The sequence below is a fragment of the Pseudomonas sp. IAC-BECa141 genome, from assembly GCF_020544405.1.
Taxonomy (GTDB): Bacteria; Pseudomonadota; Gammaproteobacteria; order Pseudomonadales; family Pseudomonadaceae; genus Aquipseudomonas.
On record NZ_CP065410.1, the window covers coordinates 4,313,575 to 4,334,288 of the forward strand.

The window sequence follows — 20,714 nt, forward strand, 5'->3', positions numbered from 1 at the left end:
CAATCAACCAAGAAGTTCGCTGAGTGGAATGAACGGCACCTGGTCTCCCTTGGCCAGGACTCGCCCTTCCTGCACTTCCACCAACCCCTCGGCCCAGGCAGCGCTGCGCAGGACGCCCGAGCTCTGGTTACGGTAGATAATCGCTTGCCCCTGCTCCAGACGTCCGCGCAGAAATTCACGGCGGTTACCGGCCTGGGGCCAGGCAAAGCCTGCGGTCACTGAAAACTTCAGCGGTTCGACATCCTGCACGCCCTGGCGACGCAACAGATAAGGTCGGGTCAACAAGGCAAAAGTCACCAGTGTCGAAGCAGGATTTCCCGGCAATCCAATCACAGGGACACCACGAAAATGCCCGACCGTCAGCGGTTTGCCAGGTTTGATTGCCAGCTTCCAGAGCGTCAGCTCGCCCTCTTCCCTCAAGGCGATTCCAAGGAAATCAGCTTCCCCGACAGATACACCCCCGGTTGAAAGAATCAGATCTACATCCTGAAGCGCTCCAAGTCGCGCGCGGGTGGTAGGCAGGTCATCAGGCAGAATACCGGCATCCACCACTTCACATCCCAAGCGCTGCAGCCAGCTGCACAACAACACCCGGTTACTGTTGTAGATCTGCCCCGGCCCCAATGCCGTGCCCGGCTCGACCAACTCATCACCCGTGGACAGTACCGCCACACGAACCCGGCGGACTACCTCAAGTCCTGAACAACCCAGCGATGCAGCCAACCCCTGCTCGATCGGACCGAGCCGGGTTCCGGCGGGCAATACCAACTCACCGACCGTCGTTTCCTGGCCTTGTGGACGAATGTTCTGCCCGGCCACCATCGCCTCGGTAAAACTCACGCGTTCATCGGCATGAATCTCGGTGTTTTCCTGCATCTCGACACAGTCCGCACCGGCAGGCACCGGCGCGCCGGTAAAGATTCGGGCGCAAGTGCCCGGTTTCAAAGGCTCTGGCGCCTGTCCGGCGAAAATCTTCTGACTGACCGGCAACGGCTCGCCGGTCCAGTCAGCCAGATTCAAGGCATAACCGTCCATGGCGCTGTTCGGCCACGGCGGCAGATCCAGTGTCGAAATCAGATCCTGCGCCAGCACCCGCCCCTGAACCTGAGCCAGTGGCAAAAACTCGTATTCGACAATCCGCGAGCTCTCGGCCATTTCCAGCAACCGCGCGAATGCCTCTTCAACCGGCATCAGGCTGCCGGTCTTGCCCGGCTTACCCACGGGATTCACAAGGCGCCGCCTGTTTCAAATGAGTGACGAAATTGCATGGGCGGTGGCGTGAGTCCAGTTGCTCGGCGAGGATGCCATCCCAACCGGTGCGCACTGCGTTGGTCGAGCCAGGCAGGCAGCACACCAGCGTGCCATTGGCCAGTCCCGCCAAAGCCCGGGATTGCACGGTGGAGGTACCGATATCCGCCACCGAGATCTGACGAAACAGCTCACCAAAACCATCGACCTGCTTGTCCAGCAGGCAAGCTACCGCTTCGGGGGTGCTGTCACGGCCGGTAAAACCGGTTCCGCCGGTAATCAGCACTACTTGCACGACGTCTTCGGCAATCCAGTGCGCGACTTGCGCACGGATCTTGTAAAGGTCATCTTTGAGCAGCACCCGCTGCGCCAGATGGTGGCCTGCGGCCGTCAGACGGTCGACAAAAACCTGACCGGAAGTATCGGTTTCCAGAGTTCGGGTGTCGCTGACCGTCAGTACCGCGATATTGAGCGGTACGAAAGGTACATCAGCCTTGGCTTTCATAGGCTCGTCCAGTTGTAGGAGAAACAGCCCGGTGTTATATCACAGCGCCCCCTTTTTTCGCCGCCCCTGCAGAGAGCTGCCATGACCTCGAACACGCCATTGTCACCTTGTTCCATCCTGTTGCTGGCAGGTGGGCGCGGTCAGCGAATGGGCGGCCAGGACAAGGGACTTGTGGAATGGCACGGTGAACCGCTGATCGCACATCTGCAGCGCAAGGTTCGCCCGCTGACAGATGATCTGATCATTTCCTGCAACCGCAATCATGAACGCTATGCGCCATTCGCTGACCAATTGGTGAGCGATGACGAGGAAGACTTTCCTGGTCCCCTGGCTGGCATTCGCGCCGGCTTGAAAGCCGCGCGCCATACTCACCTGCTGGTACTGCCCTGCGATGTTCCGCGAATCGATCTTGCGCTGCTGCACAGCATGCGCGAGGCGGCCAGTCTGAATTCTGAAAAACCTTTAATGTTGCGACATGACGATCACTGGGAACCGCTGCTTTGCGTGATCCCGGTGGCGCTCCTGCCCGCTTTCGAAAACGCCTGGAACGCAGGAGAACGCAGCCCCGGCCGGGTGATGCGCACACTTGATGCCCAGGCCCTGGTTTGCCCTGACAACGATCCACGCCTGGCCAATCTCAACACCCCTGAACTGTTGAGTTCGCACAACACTGTGTCAGACTGACAGCATTCAAGGAACTTGCACGCCTTGTATACGTCTCAAGCTCAGTAACCAAAAGAATTTCCCTACGGAGACACACTCATGACTCAACGGACCCTCGCCACTTTCATGCTCGCACTGGGCCTCGCCACCCTCGCCGGTTGCGCTTCGCCAACAGTGATCACCTTGAATGACGGTCGCGAAATCCAGGCTGTCGACGCCCCTAAGTATGATGAAGATTCGGGCTTCTACGAGTTCGAGCAACTGGACGGCAAGCACACTCGCATCAACAAGGACCAGGTCCGCACTGTCAAAGAGCTGTAAGCTTTCAGTTCGACAGCGGATACAGAAAAGCCCGCAACATGCGGGCTTTTTCGTGTCTGACAGATAAGGGTCGATACCCGGGATCACCAGTCCAGTGTGATCCGGCTTTCAAACTCGCGCACCTGCCCTGTGACCGGATCGATGAACCGCAACCCCTGTGCCAGCAGCTTGAGCGGATTGGCATAATCATCCTCAACGTCTTTGAGCACTTCGGGGTAAAACGGATCATTGCAGATGCTCGCCCCCAGCGACGTCATGTGTACCCGCAGCTGATGCTTCTTGCCGGTCACCGGATACAGTCCGTACCGCCATAGTTCGCCGTTCTTTTCACGAACCTCCACCGCCGTTTCGGTGTTACTCACACCTGGTCCTTCCTGCATGCGGAAAAACGGTTCACCGTCAATCATGCGGCTCTTGTGCACCAACGGAAATTCCAGCCCGGGCAGCGCGGCAGCAATGGCTTCATAGCGTTTTTCGATTTGCCGCGTCGGGAACAGCGACTGATACGCCGACCGTGTCTGTGGATTGGCAGAGAAAATCACCAGCCCGGCCGTGTGCCGGTCAATCCGGTGCAGCGGTACCAGATGAGGATTGTCCAGGCGCCGGATCAATCGGCGAAGCAGGGTCTGTTCGACGTACTCGCCCGCCGGGGTCACCGGGAGGAAATGCGGCTTGTCGGCCACCACCAGATGCTCGTCCGCGTACAGAATCGTCTCGACCACCGGGATCGGCTTTTCATCCGGCACTTCACGAAAATAGTGAATGCGCAGCCCTTCCTTGTAGGGCAAATCCAGCGGGATCGGCTGACCCTGACCATCGAGCACCCGGCCCCGGGCGATTCGATCCAGCCATTGATCGCGCCCTATGGCACTGAAATGCTCACACAGACAGTCGAGCACTGTCCGCCAACTACCGGGGGGCAGATACAGCGTGCAGGCCTGATTCTGTGCGGCGGAAAACGTGGGTGTGCTGGACATACGGAAAACTCGAACTCTCAAAGCAGAGCGGCATTATCCAACACCGGACGCAGCAGACCTAGCGCGGAATCAGGCGGGGATCGATTTGAGCGCCGCCGCCTCGGTAAATTCCTTGAGCCAGCGCAACACATCCACGGCATCCCAACGACCCGGATCGTACAAGGCGTACAACAAACCCTGATACCCAACCACATCCAGCTGCTTGTGATAGCCGGCACGCTGGAACAATGCCTCGATCTCGGCAAAGCACGTATTGAAATGAAGCTTGTTGAAGGGAGTCTTGCCTTCCGTGACCAGACCGTCCAGGCGCAATTCGTGGACGGCCTCGCGCACCACGTCAACCGACATCCCGTTCACGCTGCTTTTCAACTGTTCGACATTGACCACGGTTGCTCCCTCTGACATCCGGTTTGGCCTGAGCAATGCCTGAAAACGGCATGGCAGGCCAATCCAATTACTGTATGCGCATACAGTAACCGAATAACCCGAAAGGTGCCAAGCCGTGATTGAGCGAAGGTGACGAATGCCATTAACGCAGAAGAGGAAAAAACCTTAACGCAGGAATGCCACCACCTGATCGGCGCTGAACGGCCACCCCAGTTCCGCGCCGGTATCAACCCTGCGCAGGACAGGGATGCGCAGGCTGTAAGCCTCGAACCACGATTCGTTGTCAGCAATGTCCACCAGTTCCACCAGCAGACCATGCTCGACAAAAGGCATCAGTTCGGCCTCTGCGACTTCACACAAATGGCACCCCAGGGTGCCGAACAACTGGCATTCAGGAAGCATGTGCGTTCAACCCCAAAAATCGAGTGATCATTCTAGGCCCGCTCACAAGGCCCGTCGACCCACCCATCCGGTGCGAAAACCGGCCTTGGCAAAACCCTGACGTAAATCAGCCCACAAAATCGCCGCTTGCGCGATGCTCCGGTGTTTTTTACCTCTACGCTTGAAGAGCCTGATCTGTCCCGGAGTGTCTTGTGTTTGCCAATCTGCTGATCATTCTGGCGTCGTCGCTGGTGATGATTGCCCTGTTCCGTCGCCTGCGCCTGCCACCTGTGCTGGGCTATCTGTGCGTAGGGTTGATGGTCGGGCCGAAGGCGTTCGACTGGATCAATGAAAGCGAACATTTGCCGGATCTTGCCGAACTGGGTGTGGTGTTTCTGTTGTTTTCCCTGGGGCTGGAATTCTCCCTGTCGAAAATGATTGCCCTGCGCAAGGTGGTCTTCCGACTGGGCAGCCAGCAGGTGGTGATCACCACGGTGCTGCTGGGAAGCGTGCTGATGCTGCTGGGCATGCCTGCCACACCGGCCTTGCTGCTGGGCGCCGGCCTGTCGTTGTCATCCACGGCGATTGTGACCAAGGAGCTGGGCAGTCTCGGCGAAATTTTCAGCAGCCATGGCCAGAACGCGGTGGGCGTGCTGTTGTTCCAGGACGTGGTGGCAGTGTTGCTGCTGACGCTGGTGCCGGTGTTCGCCGGCAGCAGTGATCAGGCCTGGTACTGGGCGCTGCCCCTGACCTTGTTGAAGACCGTATTGCTGTTCTTCGGTTTGTTGCTGACCAGTCGCTGGCTGCTGCCACGCCTGTTCCAGGAAGTCGCGGCGTCCCGCTCGGCGGAACTGTTCGTGTTGCTGGCACTGGTCATTGTGCTGCTGACGGCCTGGCTGACCCACTTGCTGGGCCTGTCTCCGGCCCTCGGCGCGTTCCTCGCGGGCATGCTGCTGGGCGAAAGCCATTACCGGCATCAGATCGAGGCCGATATCCGGCCGTTTCGCGACATTCTGCTGGGGCTGTTTTTCGTCAGTATCGGCATGCTGATCGACCTGCAACTGTTCGCCAGTCACAGCCTGCAGATTATCGGCATGACCCTGGGATTAATGGTGATCAAAGGGCTGGTGGTGACGCTGCTGGTGAAATGGCGCGGCAGCGACAGTGAAACGGCCTGGCGCAGCGGTCTTGCTCTCGCCCAGGGCGGAGAATTCTGCTTCGCCCTGATGGCGCAGATGCAGCAGAACCGGCTGCTCCCCGTCGAGCTCGGCGCCCTGCTGCTCGCCGCCACCTTCTGCTCGATGCTGCTGACGCCTTTGCTGTTACGCGCCGCACCGCGCATCGCCGCCGCCCTGCACCGCAAACCCAATCAGGAAGCGCAGATCGAGGAAATCAGCGCCCTCAATGCCGGGTTCGACGGGCATGTGGTGATCTGCGGTTACGGCCGTGTCGGTCAGTCGATCGGACGCTTCATGCGCAATGCCGGGCAAACCTACGTCGCACTGGATAACGATCCGGTGCGAATACAGGAAGCCGCCACCGTCGAACGCGACGTCCACTACGGCGATTCAACCCGCGGCGATCTGTTGACCGCCGTCGGCTTGCTGCGCGCCAGGTTGCTGGTCATTGCCGTAGATCAAGCCGACGTGGCCTTGCGGGTTCTCAAGGAGGCCCGGCGTCTCAACCCGACAGTACCGATTCTGGTGCGCACCCGGGATGACAGCCAGTCGGCCGAGCTGAAAGCAGCCGGCGCCAGTGAAGTGGTGCCGGAGCTGCTGGAGTCAAGCCTGATGCTCGGTTCCCATGCGCTGATCCTGCTGGGGTTTCCTGCGCATCGGGTGCAGGAGAAAGTCGATCAAGTGCGCATCGATCGCTATCGCCTGCTTCACGGTTTTTACCCCGGAGCCGACGATGAGGAAACCTAGTCCTGGCTCACCGCGCCGATCTTGTGCAGCGACAGGTCGGCGCCGTAGTACTCCTGTTCCTGGCTCAGGCGCAAACCATGCAGTGCCTTGATCGAACCGTAGACGACAAACCCGCCGATCAGCGCCACCGCCACACCAAGGGCGGTGCCGATCAACTGGCTGATGAGGCTTACGCCGCCGAGTCCGCCCAGCGCGGTCGAGCCGAAGATCCCGCAGGCAATGCCGCCCCACACGCCACACAGACCATGCAACGGCCAGACACCCAGCACGTCATCGATCCGCCATTTGACTTGCGCCGCCGTGAAACACCAGACAAAAAGGGCACCGGCAATCGCGCCGGTCACCAGCGCGCCGACCGGGTGCATCAGGTCGGAACCGGCGCACACTGCCACCAGCCCGGCCAACGGACCGTTGTGCAGAAAGCCCGGGTCGTTGCGCCCGACGATCAACGCCGCCACCGTGCCGCCGACCATCGCCATCAGCGAGTTGACCGCCACCAGTCCGCTGACTCCCTGCAGGGTTTGCGCGCTCATTACGTTGAAGCCAAACCAGCCGACGATCAGAATCCACGAACCCAATGCCAGAAACGGAATGCTCGAAGGCGCGAACGCCACCAGCTTGCCGTCACGATAGCGCCCGTTGCGCGGCCCGAGCAGCAACACCGCCGCCAGCGCCAGCCAACCGCCCATGGCATGCACCACCACAGAACCTGCAAAGTCATGGAAGGCTGCACCGAACTGCGCAGTCAGCCAGGCTTGCAGGCCGTAGTTGCCGTTCCAGATCATGCCTTCGAAAAACGGGTAGATGAACGCTACGATCAGCGCCGTGGCGCACAGTTGTGGCACAAACCGCGCCCGTTCGGCGATGCCGCCGGAGATAATCGCCGGGATCGCCGCTGCAAAGGTCAGCAGGAAGAAAAACTTCACCAGTCCATAACCATGATCGGCACTGAGCACCGCCGCCGGTTGCAGGAAGGTCACCCCGTACGAAAGCCAATAGCCTATAAAGAAATAGGCGAGCGTCGACACCGCGAAGTCGCTGAGAATCTTCGACAGGGCGTTGACCTGGTTTTTCTGGCGAACCGTTCCGACCTCCAGAAACGCGAATCCGGCGTGCATGGCCAGCACCATGACCGCACCGATCAGAATGAACAACGTGTTGGAACTGTGAACCAGTGTGTCCACAGCGCTTTGCAGATTTTCCATGAGGAGGCAGACCCGAAGCTGAAAAAGGCACCAAAGCGGTTCATGCGCACATTTCATGCACCAAGTTGCGCCTGCGCAGTCACTGATCCGGTAGTTCGGTGAACCACTTTGGCGCACTAGGTCGATGGGCTGACATGAACCCTCATCGTCCGGGCCATGCTTTGCCCGGGTTCGCGCCCGGCAACAGCGCACTGCTACCGATCGACGCACCACGACACAGCAAAAGTTGTACCAGCCATTTGCACTGAACCTTCACACTTGGCTCATACTCGAACGCTTCAGAACGCTGCTTCAAAACGCCACTTACGGAGATCCCCCATGGCCAGCATCAAGGCAAAGACTGCTCAAGAAATCCTGATGAACGACTTCCAGACGCTGGTCAGCGACACTGAACGGTTGCTGGAACACACCGCCACGCTGGCCGGTGATCAGGCTGACGAGTTGCGCGAGCAAATCCACGAGAGCCTGCTGCGCGCACGGGAAACCCTGAAGTTGACCGAGGAGACTCTGCGCGAGCGCGGTCAGGCTGCGGTCAACGCCACCGAGGAATATGTGTCCGCCAACCCTTGGCAATCGGTGGGCATCGCCGCCGGCGTAGGGTTTCTGATCGGCCTGCTGGCCACGCGGCGCTGATCATGTCGATCGGTGAATCCGGCCCGAACACGGGCACCGCCTCCTCCACACGACGTCTGGGCGCCGCCGTTCTCGGTCTGCTGCACAGCCACGTCGAATTGTTCGGTATCGAATTGCAGGAGCAGAAGTCACGTACCGTCAGCCTGTTGCTGTTCGCCGGCCTCGCGCTGGTGTTTGCGCTGCTGTTGCTGGTTGGCCTGTCGACGCTTGTCCTGATTGTGTTCTGGGACACCTATCGCCTGGCTGCAATCATTGGTCTGTGTGTGTTCTATACCCTGGCAGCAATCTTTTGCGCGCTGCGTCTCAAGGCCGCGATCTTCGATGAATCCTCGCCCTTCCACGGCACGCTGGAAGAATTGGCCAACGACCGGGAGCGCCTGTTGCCATGAGCCTGCCTGAACTTCCGCACAACAGCTCACGCCGGGAAATGCGCAAGGCACTGATCCGTTTGCGCATGGAAATGCATCGTCAGGAAATCCGCCACGAAACCGGCCAGGTCCTGCAACCACTGCAACGCATGCGTGGCATGACGCAAAACCTGCAGGGCGGTTTCGGCATCAAGCACGCGCCGTTATGGGGCGTGGCGGCCGTGACGCTGCTGGGCTTCATCACGGGAAAAGGAGCCAAAAGCGGTGGTGTCGGCGGCTTGACCCGACTGATCCGCCTGGGCACCAGCCTCGCTCCACTGATCAAGCTGGTCATGCAGAGTTCGAGCAAACGCTGACCCTTCGCATCTGGCTGCATTCTTGCAACACCAGCGGGATTGAATCTCTTATCCGGAGATTCAATCCCGCTCGCCTATCCGGCCGGCAGAATTCGACCAGAACAAGAACGACAAGGAGGCCCCGTGATCGACGGGCAACCGCTCGCCTGCTTTCAACCTTTCATCGATACCGCCACCGGACGCATTGCAGGTGTCGAGGCACTGGGTCGTCTGCGCCAGGCCGATGGCCAACTGGTATCGGTCGGACCGCTGTTCGCCGACCCGCGCACCCCGGCCGTCGCGCTGCGCCGACTGGACCGGCAGATCCGGGATAACGCGTTGAGCCGACTGCACGAAGCGCCGCCGGACTGGTTTCTCAGCCTGAACATGTCACCGCGCTGGATCAGTCGCTTGCGTGCCGACCAGGCCTTGCCGAGCCTGAAACAGCTTGCACGGCACGGTATCGATCCACAGCGGATTGTTTTCGAGATTACTGAACTTGGCGGCAACAGCCAGCGCCTGAGCGAAGTCGTGGCCCGCTATCGCGATGCCGGTGCCCGGATTGCCATCGACGATTTCGGCGCCGGCTATTCGCAGCTTGATCGCGTGCTGGCGCTGCAACCGGACATTCTCAAACTCGACATGCGCCTGTTCCAGGCCGCCGCACTTGGCGGCCCGAGCAGTGACGTGGTCAAGGCCCTCGCGCAAATGGCCGAAAAAACCGGCTGCTGGATCATTGCCGAAGGCGTGGAAACCACGGCGCAGCTGAATTTCGCGCTGGAGTGCGGATCGCGCTACGTGCAAGGTTTTCTGTTCGCCCGGGCGCATGAGGCACTTTTCGGCACGGATGACTTCGTTGAGCGCTTTGCCGAGCTGCGCCAGTCCTACGTGCGCCAGAAGCTGGCCGAACGCAGCAGATGGATGTTCATGCGCCAGCAGCTCGGCGAACTCATGACCATCCTGCAAACCTGGGCCCAGGCCCGCGCCCCGCTCAGCGCCCTGCCACAGCTCGACGCCTTCCCGTGGCTGCTGCGCTTTTACCAATGCGACCGTCACGGCACCCAGCTGACGCCAAACCTGGAATGGCGACAAAGCGGCTGGGTCGCCGACAATCGCTACCTGGGCCACAACTGGTCGTGGCGCCCGTACTTCTATCACCTGCTGGCCGAAGGCTGGGAAGAACGGCGCCTGACGCTTTCCAACACCTATCGCGACGCCACCAGCAACCAGTATTGCCTGACCGCCGGACAGTTTTTCGATAACGGCGAGCGCCTGCTGCTGATCGACATCGATGCGGCAGGATTGTAGTTGCGCTTGCAGAGGCCAGCCTGAACCGGGAAGCTAGGGAATCAGTCACCAGACGGAGAGAATCAGCCTTGGATTGGCATACCCTGCTCAACCGCGAACGTCTCGGCAAACCCTTGCACAGCCCGCAGGAATTGGGCCGCAGCCCGTTCCATAAAGACCATGACCGCATCATCTTCTCCGGCGCCTTCCGCCGGCTGGGGCGCAAGACCCAAGTGCATCCGGTGTCGAGCAACGACCACATTCACACGCGCCTGACCCACTCGCTGGAAGTCAGTTGTGTCGGCCGCTCGCTGGGCATGCGCGTCGGCGAAACCCTGCGCCGCGCCCTGCCCGAATGGTGCGAACCGAGCGATCTGGGCATGGTGGTTCAATCAGCCTGCCTGGCGCACGACATCGGCAATCCGCCGTTTGGCCATTCCGGTGAAGACGCGATCCGTCACTGGTTCCAGCAGGCTGCCGGGCGCGGATGGCTGGACGCGATGAGCGACGCCGAGCGCGGCGACTTCCTGAATTTCGAAGGCAATGCCCAGGGTTTCCGGGTGCTCACGCAGCTGGAATATCACCAGTTCGACGGCGGGACACGACTCACCTACGCCACACTCGGCACCTATCTGAAGTACCCGTGGACCGCGCGGCACGCTGACTCCCTCGGTTACAAGAAGCACAAATTCGGTTGCTATCAGAGCGAACTGCCGTTGCTGGAGCAGATCGCCCACAAGCTCGGTCTGCCGCAACTCGAAGAGCAACGTTGGGCACGCCATCCGTTGGTGTATCTGATGGAGGCGGCGGACGACATCTGCTACGCCCTGATCGATCTGGAAGATGGCCTGGAAATGGAGCTGCTGGATTATGCCGAAGTCGAGTCGCTGCTGCTCGGTCTGGTCGGCGATGATCTGCCCGAAACCTATCGCCAGCTCGGCCCGCAGGATTCACGCCGGCGCAAACTGGCAATCCTGCGCGGCAAGGCCATCGAACACCTGACCAACGCGGCCGCCCGAGCCTTCGTCGAACAACAGGACGCACTGCTGGCCGGTACGCTGCCGGGGGATCTGGTGGAGCACATGCACGGTCCGGCCAAGCGCTGCGTGTTGAACGCCAAAGACATCGCCCGCAAGAAAATCTTTCAGGACAAGCGCAAGACCCTGCATGAAATTGGCGCTTACACGACCCTGGAGATTTTGCTCAACGCCTTCTGCGGCGCGGCCCTGGAACAGCACAACGGCCGCACGCCGTCGTTCAAGAGCCGCCGGATTCTCGATCTGCTGGGCAACAACGCACCGGATCCGCACGGTCCTCTACATACATCGTTCCTGCGCATGATCGACTTCATCGCCGGCATGACCGACAGCTACGCCAGCGACATGGCGCTGGAAATGACCGGCCGTTCCAGTCACTGACGCCTGCCCCCGCCCAATCTGCAATGGATCGGGCGGGTCTTGTGCAATAACGGCGAAAAGACAGACCTTTCCTTTTTTATATGTTCAAGAAGGCGAAACCGGAAAACCGATAATAGTTTCAGCATCGACCGCACTGCGCCCCCTCCAAACTTAAACAAGAACAACTCTTGAACATCTCACGCCTCTACCTACGTCAAACCTAGTTAACACGTAGTCTGATTCTTCTTTATTTGTAGGACTTCTCCCTGATTGCTGCTGACGGCCTGCCAGTTCATGCGAGCGTTCATTCATCTGAGCTAAGGTTCGCCCTTTATTTGCGCTCGTATGGGATTTGATTATGAACTCCGTTTTATTGTCGACGATCACCCGGTCATCCGCCTTGCCGTTCGAATGCTGCTGGAGCATGAAGGTTATAAAGTCGTCGGAGAAACCGATAACGGTGTCGATGCCATGCAGATGGTTCGCGAATGGATGCCCGACCTGATCATCCTCGACATCAGCATTCCCAAACTCGACGGCCTGGAAGTCCTGTCCCGCTTCAACGCAATGAGTTCGCCATTCAAGACGCTGGTATTGACTGCGCAATGCCCGACCCTGTTCGGCATACGTTGCATGCAGTCAGGTGCCTCGGGTTACGTGTGCAAACAGGAAGACCTGAGCGAACTGGTCAGTGCAATCAAAGCCGTACTGTCCGGTTACAACTACTTTCCCAGCCAGGCCTTGAATCCGGTTCGTCAAGATGATGTGCGCTATGTAGAACTTGAACTTTTCAAATCCGTCAATGACCGGGAACTGATGGTGCTGCAATTATTTGCTCAAGGACGCACCAACAAGGAAATAGCCAAAGGCATGTTTCTCAGCAATAAAACCGTCAGTACTTATAAAAAACGCCTCATGCAAAAACTCAAAGCCAAGTCCCTTGTAGAACTTATCGAAATGGCCAAACGTAACGCACTCGTGTGAGAGCCAACATGCCCAGTCGCTTAAAGAGTTTTCTGATTGCATTGAGTGCATGCCTGTGTATCAGCGCACCTGTCACGGTTGCATCGCTTACCTTCCAGGACTTTGTCCTGCTTGCGCGCTCGACCGACAGATCCATATCGGTCTCGCTCGAGCCCGCGCAGATGGCGTGGCTGCACGCTCGCAATGAGTTGATTCTTGGGGCCTCTGCTCCCGACTATCCGCCCTTCGACATGACCACCAGCGGGCACGACTTCGAGGGATTCACGGCGGACTACGCGGGGCTGGTCGGCCAGGCGACCGGTCTGCCGGTCAAGGTCAGGCGCTTCGCGTCTCGAGAAGCCGCGATTCGGGCATTGATCGACGGCAGCATCGACATGCTCGGCACATCCAACGGCTTCGAAGCGGAAAACCCGGACATCGTGCTGTCCCGCCCCTACGCCGTCGATCAACCGGTGCTGGTGACCCGCGAAGGCGAAACCCGCTCTCTGACCGAAGGCCTGGCCGGTCTGCGGCTGAGCATGCTCTATCACTATCTGCCGCTGGATGAGGTCAAGGCGATGTATCCCAAAGCCCTCATCACGTCCTATCCGTCCTACCAGAACGCAATCAACGCCGTCGCATTCGATCAGGCGGACGTGTTTCTCGGCGACACCATTTCCACGCACTACATGATCAGCAAGGGTTACCTGAACAACATCCGCATGGCCAATTTCGGCAAGCACGAGGCTCACGGGTTCAGCTTCGCCGTGCATCGCAACAACGCACAGCTGGTCAAAATCATCGACACCGTGCTCAAGACTGTCCCTGGCAGCGAGCGCGAAAACATCGCCAAGCGCTGGAGCGTCGGCAGCGACACACTGCTCACAGACCAGAAGCTGCAACTGACCCGACGCGAAGAACAGTGGCTGAAAAGGAATCCGGTGGTAAGTGTGGTCGTCAACGAGGCCTTCGCCCCGCTGACGTTCTTCGACAGTGATGGCAACTTTCGCGGCATCAGTGCCGACCTGCTCGAACTCATCCGCTTGCGCACCGGCCTGCGTTTCGACGTCCGCCGCAGCCGCAACGATGCAGAGATGATCAAGCAGGTTGAAAATCACCAGGCCGACCTTATCGCCGCCCTGCTGCCCACCACTCAGCGCGAGCAAACCCTGACCTTCAGTCGCCCCTACCTGGAAAACTCTTATGTCCTGTTGACCCGAAAAGCGGCCGACAGTCCGACCCACCTGGGTCAGCTCAAACGCAAACGACTGGCGATCGCCCAGGGCAATCCGATGATCGAATACCTGCGGTCCGAATTTCCACGTATCCAACTGATCGAAACACCCGACACCTTCAGTGCCGTGGCGTTACTCGACGCAGGTCAGGTCGAGGGCGCAGTGAACTCGCTGGTCATCGCCAACTACTTCATCACATCCCGCATTTTCGAACAGCCACTGCAGATCACCACCACCATCGGCACACGTCAGGCGGCCTTCTCCCTGGCCACAGCTCGAGACAACACGGAACTGAGCTCGATCATCGACAAGTCGCTGATGAGCATCACCCCCGAAGAACTGGGCATCATCAATGGTCGCTGGCGTGGCTACTCAAGTGTTTCGCAAGGCACATGGCATCAGTACCAGCGCTTTTTTTATCAGGCGATCGGCGGCGCCTGCCTGCTGTTGCTGCTGTCGCTGTTCTGGAATGCCTACATGCGCCGCCAGATCAAACAACGCAAGGCAGCCGAACGAGCCTTGAACGATCAACTGGAATTCATGGGCGCACTGGTCAACGGCACACCCCACCCCATCTACGTGCGTGACCGCCAGGGCGTGCTGAAAAGCTGCAATGACAGCTATCTCCAGGCGTTCAATGCCCGACGCGAAGACGTCATTGGCAAAAGTGTGATGCAGGGGCCATCGAACAATGCTTTCGAAGCCCTGACGTATCAGGCCGACTATCAGCGGGTAATGGCCGAGGGCAAACCGCTGGTGCTCGACCGGCCGCTGCAGATCGGCAACCGGCATCTGACGATCTATCACTGGATCCTGCCGTACCGGGACTCCAGCGGTGAAGTTCAGGGAATCATCGGCGGCTGGATCGACATCAGCGAGCGCCGCGAGCTGCTTGATGAGCTGCGCGCTGCCAAGGAGCAGGCGGACGATGCCAACCGGGCCAAAAGTACGTTTCTGGCGACCATGAGCCACGAGATCCGCACACCGATGAACGCCGTGATCGGCATGCTCGAGTTGACGCTCAAGCGCATGGACCACGCTCACCCGGATCGCTCCGGCATCGAAACGGCCTACCATTCTGCCAAGGATCTGCTGGGCCTGATCGGCGACATCCTGGACATTGCCCGCATCGAGTCCGGGCGGCTGAGTCTGAACCCCGAGCGAATCAACCTGATCGATACCGTCGGTTCTGTGGTCAGAATCTTCGAAGGGCTCGCCCGGCAGAAACACCTTTCACTGGCGATGTCCGTCTCTCCGCCGGAACTGGATGTCGATGTACACCTCGACCCGCTGCGCTTCAAGCAGGTGCTGTCGAACCTGATCAGCAATGCCATCAAGTTCACCGAAGCAGGACACATCAAAATCACGCTGGATGTTCAACCCACCGACGATCCGGAACGCTCGATGGTGCAACTGACCGTACAGGACAGCGGCATCGGGATCACGACGCAGGATCAGTTGCGACTGTTCGAACCCTTCGCCCAGGCCGGCAACGGCGGACAACGAACCGTCAGCGGCGCGGGCCTGGGACTGGTCATCAGCCGCAACCTTTGCGAAATGATGGGAGGAAAACTGCGGTTGAGCAGCTTGCCCGGAGTCGGCACACAGGTCAGTGTCTCGCTACCGATGGCCATCCTGCCTGCGCAAGTGGCGAGAGCAGAAGACGAACCGCAGATTCAGGCATCCCTCATCCCCTTGACGGTTCTGGTGGTCGATGACCATCCGGCCAATCGGCTTCTGATGTGCCAGCAGCTGGAGTACCTCGGGCACCGCTTCAGTATTGCCGAAGATGGCCAGCGCGGACTGGAGCAATGGAAGAACGGCGAATTCGATCTGGTCATTGCCGACTGCAACATGCCCGTCATGAACGGCTATGAGCTGACCCGGGCGATTCGTCAGCACGAAATGCTCACCCGCCGCCCGGCGTGCACGGTGCTGGGGTTCACCGCCAATGCCCAGCCGGAGGAAATCCAGCGCTGCAAACAGGCCGGCATGAACGAGTGCCTGTTCAAACCCCTGAGCCTGAACAGCCTGAGTCAATGGGTCGACAGCGTTAAGCCGTTGTTCCGTGCGCCGGTGTTCAATCTGCAAGGGCTCACGCTGCTGACCGGCGGCAACCCCTCCCAGACTCACCGCCTGCTGGCAGAACTGCTCAACAGCAGTCGTCTTGACCGGCAGGAGTTGCAGGCTGTGTCCCTCACACGGGACCGCCCTGCGCTGGCCGTCATCGCACACAAGATCAAAGGCGCCGCACGCATTGCCCAGGCCACACGTCTGATCGACAGTTGCGATGCACTTGAGCAGGCTTGTCAGCAAGCGCTGCCGGGGGACGAGATCGAGCGTCGCTGTAAGGCCAGCCGCCTTGCCATCCTGGAACTGGAGCAGGCACTGGAACAGCAACTGAACCGGATCAGCCAGAGCAAAGTGACCGGGGCTTAACTATGCTTGGACGCTGAGCGGTGTGCTTACCTACACGGAGAGTCCGCAATGCCCAGCCCACTGCGCCCGGAACAACGCCGGTTCCCGCTGCATGTGCACATCAGCGTCATGTTCACCTTTCTGCTGTTGCTCACCGGGGTGGTGCTGGGTCTGTTCAACTATCGACAGACCACACAGATCATCCTGTCGAGCAGCGAAAAACTGTTCAATCGCATCGAACAGGATGTACGCCTCGATCTGCAAGCCACTTATGCACCGATCCGGCATTTGCTGAGTCTGTTGGCCGACACCCCTGCCGCCCGGTCTTCCGGTCTCGAACCGCGCCTGGCGCTGCTCAAGCCGTTCAGCCAGTCCCTGACGGACAATCCGGATCTGGCCTCGCTGTATCTGGGATATGGCAACGGCGACTTCTTCATGGTTCGTCCTTTGCGCACGCCGGCGCTGAAAAACCTGCTCAAGGCACCCGAGGCAGCGGCTTTTCAGGTCTGGAGCATCGAACACGACGCCAGCGGTCAGGCGCATTCGCAGTCGCTGTTCTTCGATCAGGCCCTGTCCCCGGTCGGCCGGCAGGACAACCCCGACGATCCTTATGATCCCCGCAGCCGGGCGTGGTACATCAACGCGCGGCAGCAGACCGAACAGATCACCACCGAACCCTACGTCTTTTTCTCCACCCGCAACGTCGGCACGACACTGGCTCGACGCAGCGGTGATGACGCGGTGATCGGTGCCGACCTGACCCTCGACGCACTCTCCGCAACCCTGATCAAACACGTGGTGACACCCGCCACGGAAATCGTCCTGTTCGACGCCGACGGCAATGCCGTGGCCTATCCCGACAGCAGCCGGTTGATCGTCGATGACCGAACCGCGCGTCTGGCCAAGGTTGCCGACTTGAGCCCCGCCCTGCATGCCTTGTTTTCCGGTCACCAGGGCAATCGGATCAAGGCCGACGGCCGGCAATGGATCGTCGCCCGCAGCCAGTTGCAGGAAGGTGGACCGAAAGGCTTGCAGATGGCGTTGCTGGTGCCGGAGGACGAGTTGCTGGTCGACGCCTACCGCATGCGCTGGCAAGGCGCGCTGATCACGCTGGCCACCCTTCTGCTGTGCCTGCCGCTGGGCTGGCTGATCTCGCGAATTCTGGTCAAGCCGCTGCATGCGCTGGTCAAGGAGGCCGACGCGATTCGCAGTTTCGATTTCAATTTTCCCGTGACCCGACGTTCGCCGGTGCTGGAGGTCGACCAGTTGAGTCTGTCGATGGCCCGCATGAAAGACACTCTGGCCAGTTTCTTTCGGATCACCGACAGTCTGACCGCCGAAACCCGCTTCGCCCCGCTGCTGCAACGGGTGCTGTTCGAGACCGTGCAGATCGCCCAGGCCCAGGCGGGCCTGATTTATCTGCGCGAAAACGATGGCGATCGCATGGAACCCTGCGGTCTGGTGGTCGACGGCGAGTCCCAAAGCCTGGCCGCGTTCGATATTCAGGGGCACAACCTTGACACCGCTCCGAGTCCCGAATGGTTCCGACAACTGGCGAACGCCAACACGGTCGTGAGCAATCTGGGTTTCGAACAGGCCACCGACCTGCAGAAAGTGCTGCTGGCCATGGAATCGCCGAGGGTTCATCTGATCGGTATCCGCCTGCATAACCGGCACAACGAGACCGTCGGCCTGCTGGTACTGCTGATCAATGACAGCGGTACGGCGAGCGATCTGGAAAAGCTGCGGCCCGATCGCATCGCCTTCCTGCAAGCGGTGTCCGGGGCGGCGGCGGTGAGTATCGAGAGCCAGCGCCTGCAAGCCCGGCAGAAACAATTGCTGGACGCGTTCATTCAGTTGCTGGCCGGCGCCATCGACGCCAAGAGCCCTTATACCGGCGGGCATTGCCAGCGCGTGCCGGAGCTGACGCTGATGCTCGCCCATGCCGCAGCGGCCAGTCAGGCACCGGCGTTCAGTGACTACCAGCCGAACGAAGACGAATGGGAGGCCTTGCATATTGCCGCGTGGCTGCACGATTGCGGCAAGGTCACGACCCCGGAATACGTGGTCGACAAAGCCACCAAACTGGAAACCCTGAACGATCGTCTTCATGAAATCCGCACCCGCTTCGAAGTGCTCAAGCGCGATGCATGGGTCAGCTACTGGCAAGCCGTGGCCATGGGCGGCGATGAACGGCAACTGGCCGAGCTGCGCGACGCAACCCTGACAGCACTGGATGACGATTTTGCATTCGTCGCCCACTGCAATCTGGGCAGTGAAGCGATGGCCGAGGCCGATCTGCAACGTCTGCAACGTATTGCGCAACGTACCTGGACCCGCACGCTGGATGATCGACTGGGCTTGTCGTGGGAAGAGAACCGGCGTCAGGCACGCACCCCGGCACCGACCTTGCCGGTCAGCGAACCGCTGCTGGCGGACAAGCAGGAACATCTGCTGGAACGCGCCGAGGGCGAGCTGATTCCGGAGGACAATCCGTGGGGCTTCAAGCTCGACGTGCCGCCTTACAAATACAATCGCGGCGAGCTCTACAACCTCAGCATTCCTCGGGGCACGCTGACCCGCGAAGAACGTTACATCATCAACCACCACATGGTGCAGACGATCCTGATGCTCAGTCACCTGCCCTTCCCCGGGCATTTGAACAGCGTGGCGGAAATCGCCGGGGGGCATCACGAAAAGATGGATGGCACCGGTTATCCCAAGCGCCTGAAACGCGAAGACATGAGCCTGCCGGCGCGGATGATGGCGATTGCCGACATCTTTGAAGCCCTGACCGCCGCCGACCGCCCGTACAAAAAGGCCAAGTCCCTCAGTGAAGCGCTGGGGATCATGGCCACCATGTGCCGCGAGGCTCACATCGATGCCGAGCTGTTCGGGCTGTTCGTTCGCGATGGCGTGTATCTGCAGTACGCCACGCGTTTTCTCGATCCACGGCAGATCGATGCCGTGGACCCGGCGGCCGTGCTGCTCAAGGCAGGCCTGGCGGCGTGATCAGCAGTCGGTCAGGCGCAGGAAAATCGCCGCCAGCTGTTCGATCCCGGCCTGATCCTCGGCACCGAAACGCGCGAGCTTCGGGCTGTCGAGGTCGAGCACACCGATCAGACGACCGTCCTTGACCAACGGCACAACCAGCTCGCTGTTCGACGCACTGTCGCAGGCGATATGGCCGGGGAACGCGTGAACGTCTTCGACCCGTTGCGTTTGCAGGCTGGCAGCTGCCGCGCCGCACACACCGCGACCGAACGGAATGCGCACGCAGGCGATCTGGCCCTGGAACGGGCCAAGCACCAGCTCTTCGTTGCGATTGAGGTAGAAACCGGCCCAGTTCAGGTCATCGAGCTGGTTGTACAGGAACGCCGAAAACTGCGCGGCGTTGGCGATGAAATCGCGTTCGTCCGCCAGCAGCGACTCCAGTTGCGCGGCCAACATGCCATAGCCTTCGAGGCCCTGGCCGCTCTGTTGCAAATCAATCATGCCTTGTGCTCCAACAATTTCAGTCCCACCCAGTAACGGGCGAATTGGTATGCGCAACGTCCGTTGCGATTGCCACGACCGGTTGCCCAGCGCACGGCGAGGATGTCCAGTTGTTCGTCGCGCTCCCAGCTCAGGCCGGCCTTGGTGGCCAACTGGCCTATCCAGTGCTCGACGACGTTGAGGAAATGTTCCTGGGTAAACGGATAGAACGACAGCCACAGGCCGAAGCGATCCGACAGCGCGATCTTGTCTTCCACCGCCTCGCTCGGATGCAGCTCGCCATCGACGCGCTTCCAGTTTTCGTTGTCGCTTTCCTTTTCCGGCACCAGATGGCGACGGTTGGAGGTGGCGTACAGCAACACGTTGTCCGGCGCCTGTTCGAGCGAGCCGTCGAGCACGCTTTTCAGCACGCGGTAGTCGCCTTCGCCGGACTCGAACGACAAATCGTCGCAGAACAGCACAAAGCGCTGCGGCAGCTTGGCGATCTGCTCCACCACTCGTGGCAGGTCTGCCAGGTGATCGCGCTCGATTTCGATCAGACGCAAACCGGCCGAGGCATGTTCAGCCAGCAGCGCGCGCACCAGCGACGATTTACCGGTGCCGCGCGAACCCCACAGCAGCGCATGGTTGGCCGGCATGCCGTCGAGAAACTGCTGGGTATTTCGGCCCAGTTGCTCCAGCTGCCGGTCGACACCGATCAGGTCCGACAGACGCATGTCGAGGCTGACTTCCAGCGGCAGCAGATAACCGCTGCGACCGTCACGCTGCCAGCGTGCAGCCAGGCAGGTACCCCAGTCGATGACCGGGCGTGGAGCCGGCAGCAGCGGTTCGATCCGCGCCAGAACCGACTCGGCGCGCTCAAGAAAAGCATTCAATCGGGAATCCACGTCTTCTCCTCGGGCTCGTTCACAGTGATGATGGCGGTGCAGCGACGACACACAGCGTTCGAAACCTGTCCCGGCCCTTACTAC

Annotated in this window: 19 protein-coding genes; 11 read left to right on the forward strand and 8 right to left on the reverse strand. The window is 60.1% G+C overall.

Annotation, left to right across the window (positions count from 1 at the left end):
- Window positions 1–3: 3 nt before the first annotated feature.
- Together glp and moaB are read right to left on the reverse strand one after the other, a co-directional pair.
- Window positions 4–1,230 (reverse strand): gephyrin-like molybdotransferase Glp, encoded by a 1,227-nt coding sequence (glp, locus tag I5961_RS19645; RefSeq protein ID WP_227233130.1) that lies wholly within the window; start codon window positions 1,228–1,230, stop codon window positions 4–6.
- Complete coding sequence (gene moaB / locus I5961_RS19650) at window positions 1,214–1,753, reverse strand: molybdenum cofactor biosynthesis protein B (protein WP_007955742.1); 540 nt, start codon at window positions 1,751–1,753, stop codon at window positions 1,214–1,216. The genes glp and moaB overlap by 17 nt, the downstream gene beginning before the upstream one ends.
- Window positions 1,754–1,834: 81 nt before the next feature.
- On the opposite strand from moaB, the gene mobA reads away from it, so the two are divergent.
- On the forward strand, window positions 1,835–2,437 hold the full coding sequence (mobA, locus tag I5961_RS19655) for a molybdenum cofactor guanylyltransferase MobA (protein ID WP_085704438.1): 603 nt from the start codon (window positions 1,835–1,837) through the stop codon (window positions 2,435–2,437).
- 78 nt (window positions 2,438–2,515) lie between these two features.
- Window positions 2,516–2,737, forward strand: a complete 222-nt coding sequence (locus I5961_RS19660) for a YgdI/YgdR family lipoprotein (protein WP_039770418.1) — start codon at window positions 2,516–2,518, stop codon at window positions 2,735–2,737.
- Window positions 2,738–2,820: 83 nt separating this feature from the next.
- On the opposite strand, the gene I5961_RS19665 is transcribed toward I5961_RS19660, so the two are convergent.
- The 3 genes from I5961_RS19665 to I5961_RS19675 all read right to left on the reverse strand — a co-directional run bounded on the left by I5961_RS19665 (window position 2,821) and on the right by I5961_RS19675 (window position 4,503).
- A complete protein-coding gene (locus I5961_RS19665; RefSeq protein ID WP_227233132.1) occupies window positions 2,821–3,714 on the reverse strand; it encodes a pseudouridine synthase in 894 nt (297 codons plus the stop codon).
- A 69-nt stretch (window positions 3,715–3,783) separates the two neighbouring features.
- On the reverse strand, window positions 3,784–4,101 hold the full coding sequence (locus I5961_RS19670; protein WP_007955735.1) for a hypothetical protein: 318 nt from the start codon (window positions 4,099–4,101) through the stop codon (window positions 3,784–3,786).
- A 165-nt stretch (window positions 4,102–4,266) separates the two neighbouring features.
- On the reverse strand, window positions 4,267–4,503 hold the full coding sequence (locus I5961_RS19675) for a glutaredoxin family protein (RefSeq protein ID WP_085700083.1): 237 nt from the start codon (window positions 4,501–4,503) through the stop codon (window positions 4,267–4,269).
- 191 nt (window positions 4,504–4,694) lie between these two features.
- Here I5961_RS19675 and I5961_RS19680 point away from each other — a divergent pair, with 191 nt between their 5' ends.
- On the forward strand, window positions 4,695–6,407 hold the full coding sequence (locus I5961_RS19680) for a cation:proton antiporter (protein ID WP_227233134.1): 1,713 nt from the start codon (window positions 4,695–4,697) through the stop codon (window positions 6,405–6,407).
- Here the strand turns inward: I5961_RS19680 and I5961_RS19685 are convergent.
- Window positions 6,404–7,612 carry an ammonium transporter gene (locus I5961_RS19685; protein ID WP_085700079.1) on the reverse strand — a complete coding sequence of 403 codons (1,209 nt, stop codon included), beginning with the start codon at window positions 7,610–7,612 and terminating at the stop codon, window positions 6,404–6,406. The two genes, I5961_RS19680 and I5961_RS19685, sit on opposite strands and share 4 nt — an antisense overlap.
- Window positions 7,613–7,930: 318 nt before the next feature.
- Here I5961_RS19685 and I5961_RS19690 point away from each other — a divergent pair, with 318 nt between their 5' ends.
- The 8 genes from I5961_RS19690 (at window position 7,931) to I5961_RS19725 (ending at window position 19,260) form a co-directional block, all read left to right on the forward strand.
- Entirely contained in the window at window positions 7,931–8,245 is a 315-nt protein-coding gene (locus I5961_RS19690) for a DUF883 family protein (protein ID WP_085700077.1), read from the forward strand.
- Between the two features lie 2 nt (window positions 8,246–8,247).
- A complete protein-coding gene (locus tag I5961_RS19695; protein WP_085700075.1) occupies window positions 8,248–8,634 on the forward strand; it encodes a phage holin family protein in 387 nt (128 codons plus the stop codon).
- Window positions 8,631–8,969: a hypothetical protein gene (locus tag I5961_RS19700; RefSeq protein WP_064598290.1), complete on the forward strand. Its 339-nt coding sequence runs from the start codon at window positions 8,631–8,633 to the stop codon at window positions 8,967–8,969. Before I5961_RS19695 ends, I5961_RS19700 begins: the two co-directional genes overlap by 4 nt.
- Window positions 8,970–9,092: 123 nt before the next feature.
- A complete protein-coding gene (locus tag I5961_RS19705; RefSeq protein ID WP_085700073.1) occupies window positions 9,093–10,256 on the forward strand; it encodes an EAL domain-containing protein in 1,164 nt (387 codons plus the stop codon).
- A gap of 68 nt (window positions 10,257–10,324) precedes the next feature.
- Window positions 10,325–11,653: a deoxyguanosinetriphosphate triphosphohydrolase gene (locus I5961_RS19710; RefSeq protein ID WP_085704434.1), complete on the forward strand. Its 1,329-nt coding sequence runs from the start codon at window positions 10,325–10,327 to the stop codon at window positions 11,651–11,653.
- A gap of 324 nt (window positions 11,654–11,977) precedes the next feature.
- Entirely contained in the window at window positions 11,978–12,616 is a 639-nt protein-coding gene (locus I5961_RS19715) for a response regulator transcription factor (protein WP_227233136.1), read from the forward strand.
- 8 nt (window positions 12,617–12,624) lie between these two features.
- The gene (locus I5961_RS19720; RefSeq protein ID WP_227233138.1) at window positions 12,625–16,269 is read left to right on the forward strand and encodes a transporter substrate-binding domain-containing protein; all 3,645 of its coding nucleotides are present in this window, start codon (window positions 12,625–12,627) and stop codon (window positions 16,267–16,269) included.
- Window positions 16,270–16,317: 48 nt separating this feature from the next.
- Window positions 16,318–19,260: an HD domain-containing phosphohydrolase gene (locus tag I5961_RS19725; protein WP_227233139.1), complete on the forward strand. Its 2,943-nt coding sequence runs from the start codon at window positions 16,318–16,320 to the stop codon at window positions 19,258–19,260.
- Here the strand turns inward: I5961_RS19725 and I5961_RS19730 are convergent, their stop codons facing one another.
- Both I5961_RS19730 and I5961_RS19735 read right to left on the reverse strand, forming a co-directional pair.
- On the reverse strand, window positions 19,261–19,743 hold the full coding sequence (locus tag I5961_RS19730) for a GAF domain-containing protein (protein WP_085700063.1): 483 nt from the start codon (window positions 19,741–19,743) through the stop codon (window positions 19,261–19,263).
- Complete coding sequence (locus I5961_RS19735; protein ID WP_085700061.1) at window positions 19,740–20,630, reverse strand: ATP-binding protein; 891 nt, start codon at window positions 20,628–20,630, stop codon at window positions 19,740–19,742. The genes I5961_RS19730 and I5961_RS19735 overlap by 4 nt, the downstream gene beginning before the upstream one ends.
- Window positions 20,631–20,714: the final 84 nt, after the last annotated feature.

Bases quoted from the DNA above. Each gene is read 5' to 3' on its own strand.
- moaB (WP_007955742.1), bottom strand. From the start codon at position 1,753: ATGAAAGCCAAGGCTGATGTACCTTTCGTACCGCTCAATATCGCGGTA.
- I5961_RS19730 (WP_085700063.1), bottom strand. From the start codon at position 19,743: ATGATTGATTTGCAACAGAGCGGCCAGGGCCTCGAAGGCTATGGCATG.
- I5961_RS19715 (WP_227233136.1), top strand. From the start codon at position 11,978: ATGGGATTTGATTATGAACTCCGTTTTATTGTCGACGATCACCCGGTC.
- I5961_RS19665 (WP_227233132.1), bottom strand. From the start codon at position 3,714: ATGTCCAGCACACCCACGTTTTCCGCCGCACAGAATCAGGCCTGCACG.
- I5961_RS19685 (WP_085700079.1), bottom strand. From the start codon at position 7,612: ATGGAAAATCTGCAAAGCGCTGTGGACACACTGGTTCACAGTTCCAAC.
- I5961_RS19675 (WP_085700083.1), bottom strand. From the start codon at position 4,503: ATGCTTCCTGAATGCCAGTTGTTCGGCACCCTGGGGTGCCATTTGTGT.
- I5961_RS19700 (WP_064598290.1), top strand. From the start codon at position 8,631: ATGAGCCTGCCTGAACTTCCGCACAACAGCTCACGCCGGGAAATGCGC.
- I5961_RS19720 (WP_227233138.1), top strand. From the start codon at position 12,625: ATGCCCAGTCGCTTAAAGAGTTTTCTGATTGCATTGAGTGCATGCCTG.
- mobA (WP_085704438.1), top strand. From the start codon at position 1,835: ATGACCTCGAACACGCCATTGTCACCTTGTTCCATCCTGTTGCTGGCA.
- I5961_RS19725 (WP_227233139.1), top strand. From the start codon at position 16,318: ATGCCCAGCCCACTGCGCCCGGAACAACGCCGGTTCCCGCTGCATGTG.
- I5961_RS19660 (WP_039770418.1), top strand. From the start codon at position 2,516: ATGACTCAACGGACCCTCGCCACTTTCATGCTCGCACTGGGCCTCGCC.
- I5961_RS19695 (WP_085700075.1), top strand. From the start codon at position 8,248: ATGTCGATCGGTGAATCCGGCCCGAACACGGGCACCGCCTCCTCCACA.
- I5961_RS19690 (WP_085700077.1), top strand. From the start codon at position 7,931: ATGGCCAGCATCAAGGCAAAGACTGCTCAAGAAATCCTGATGAACGAC.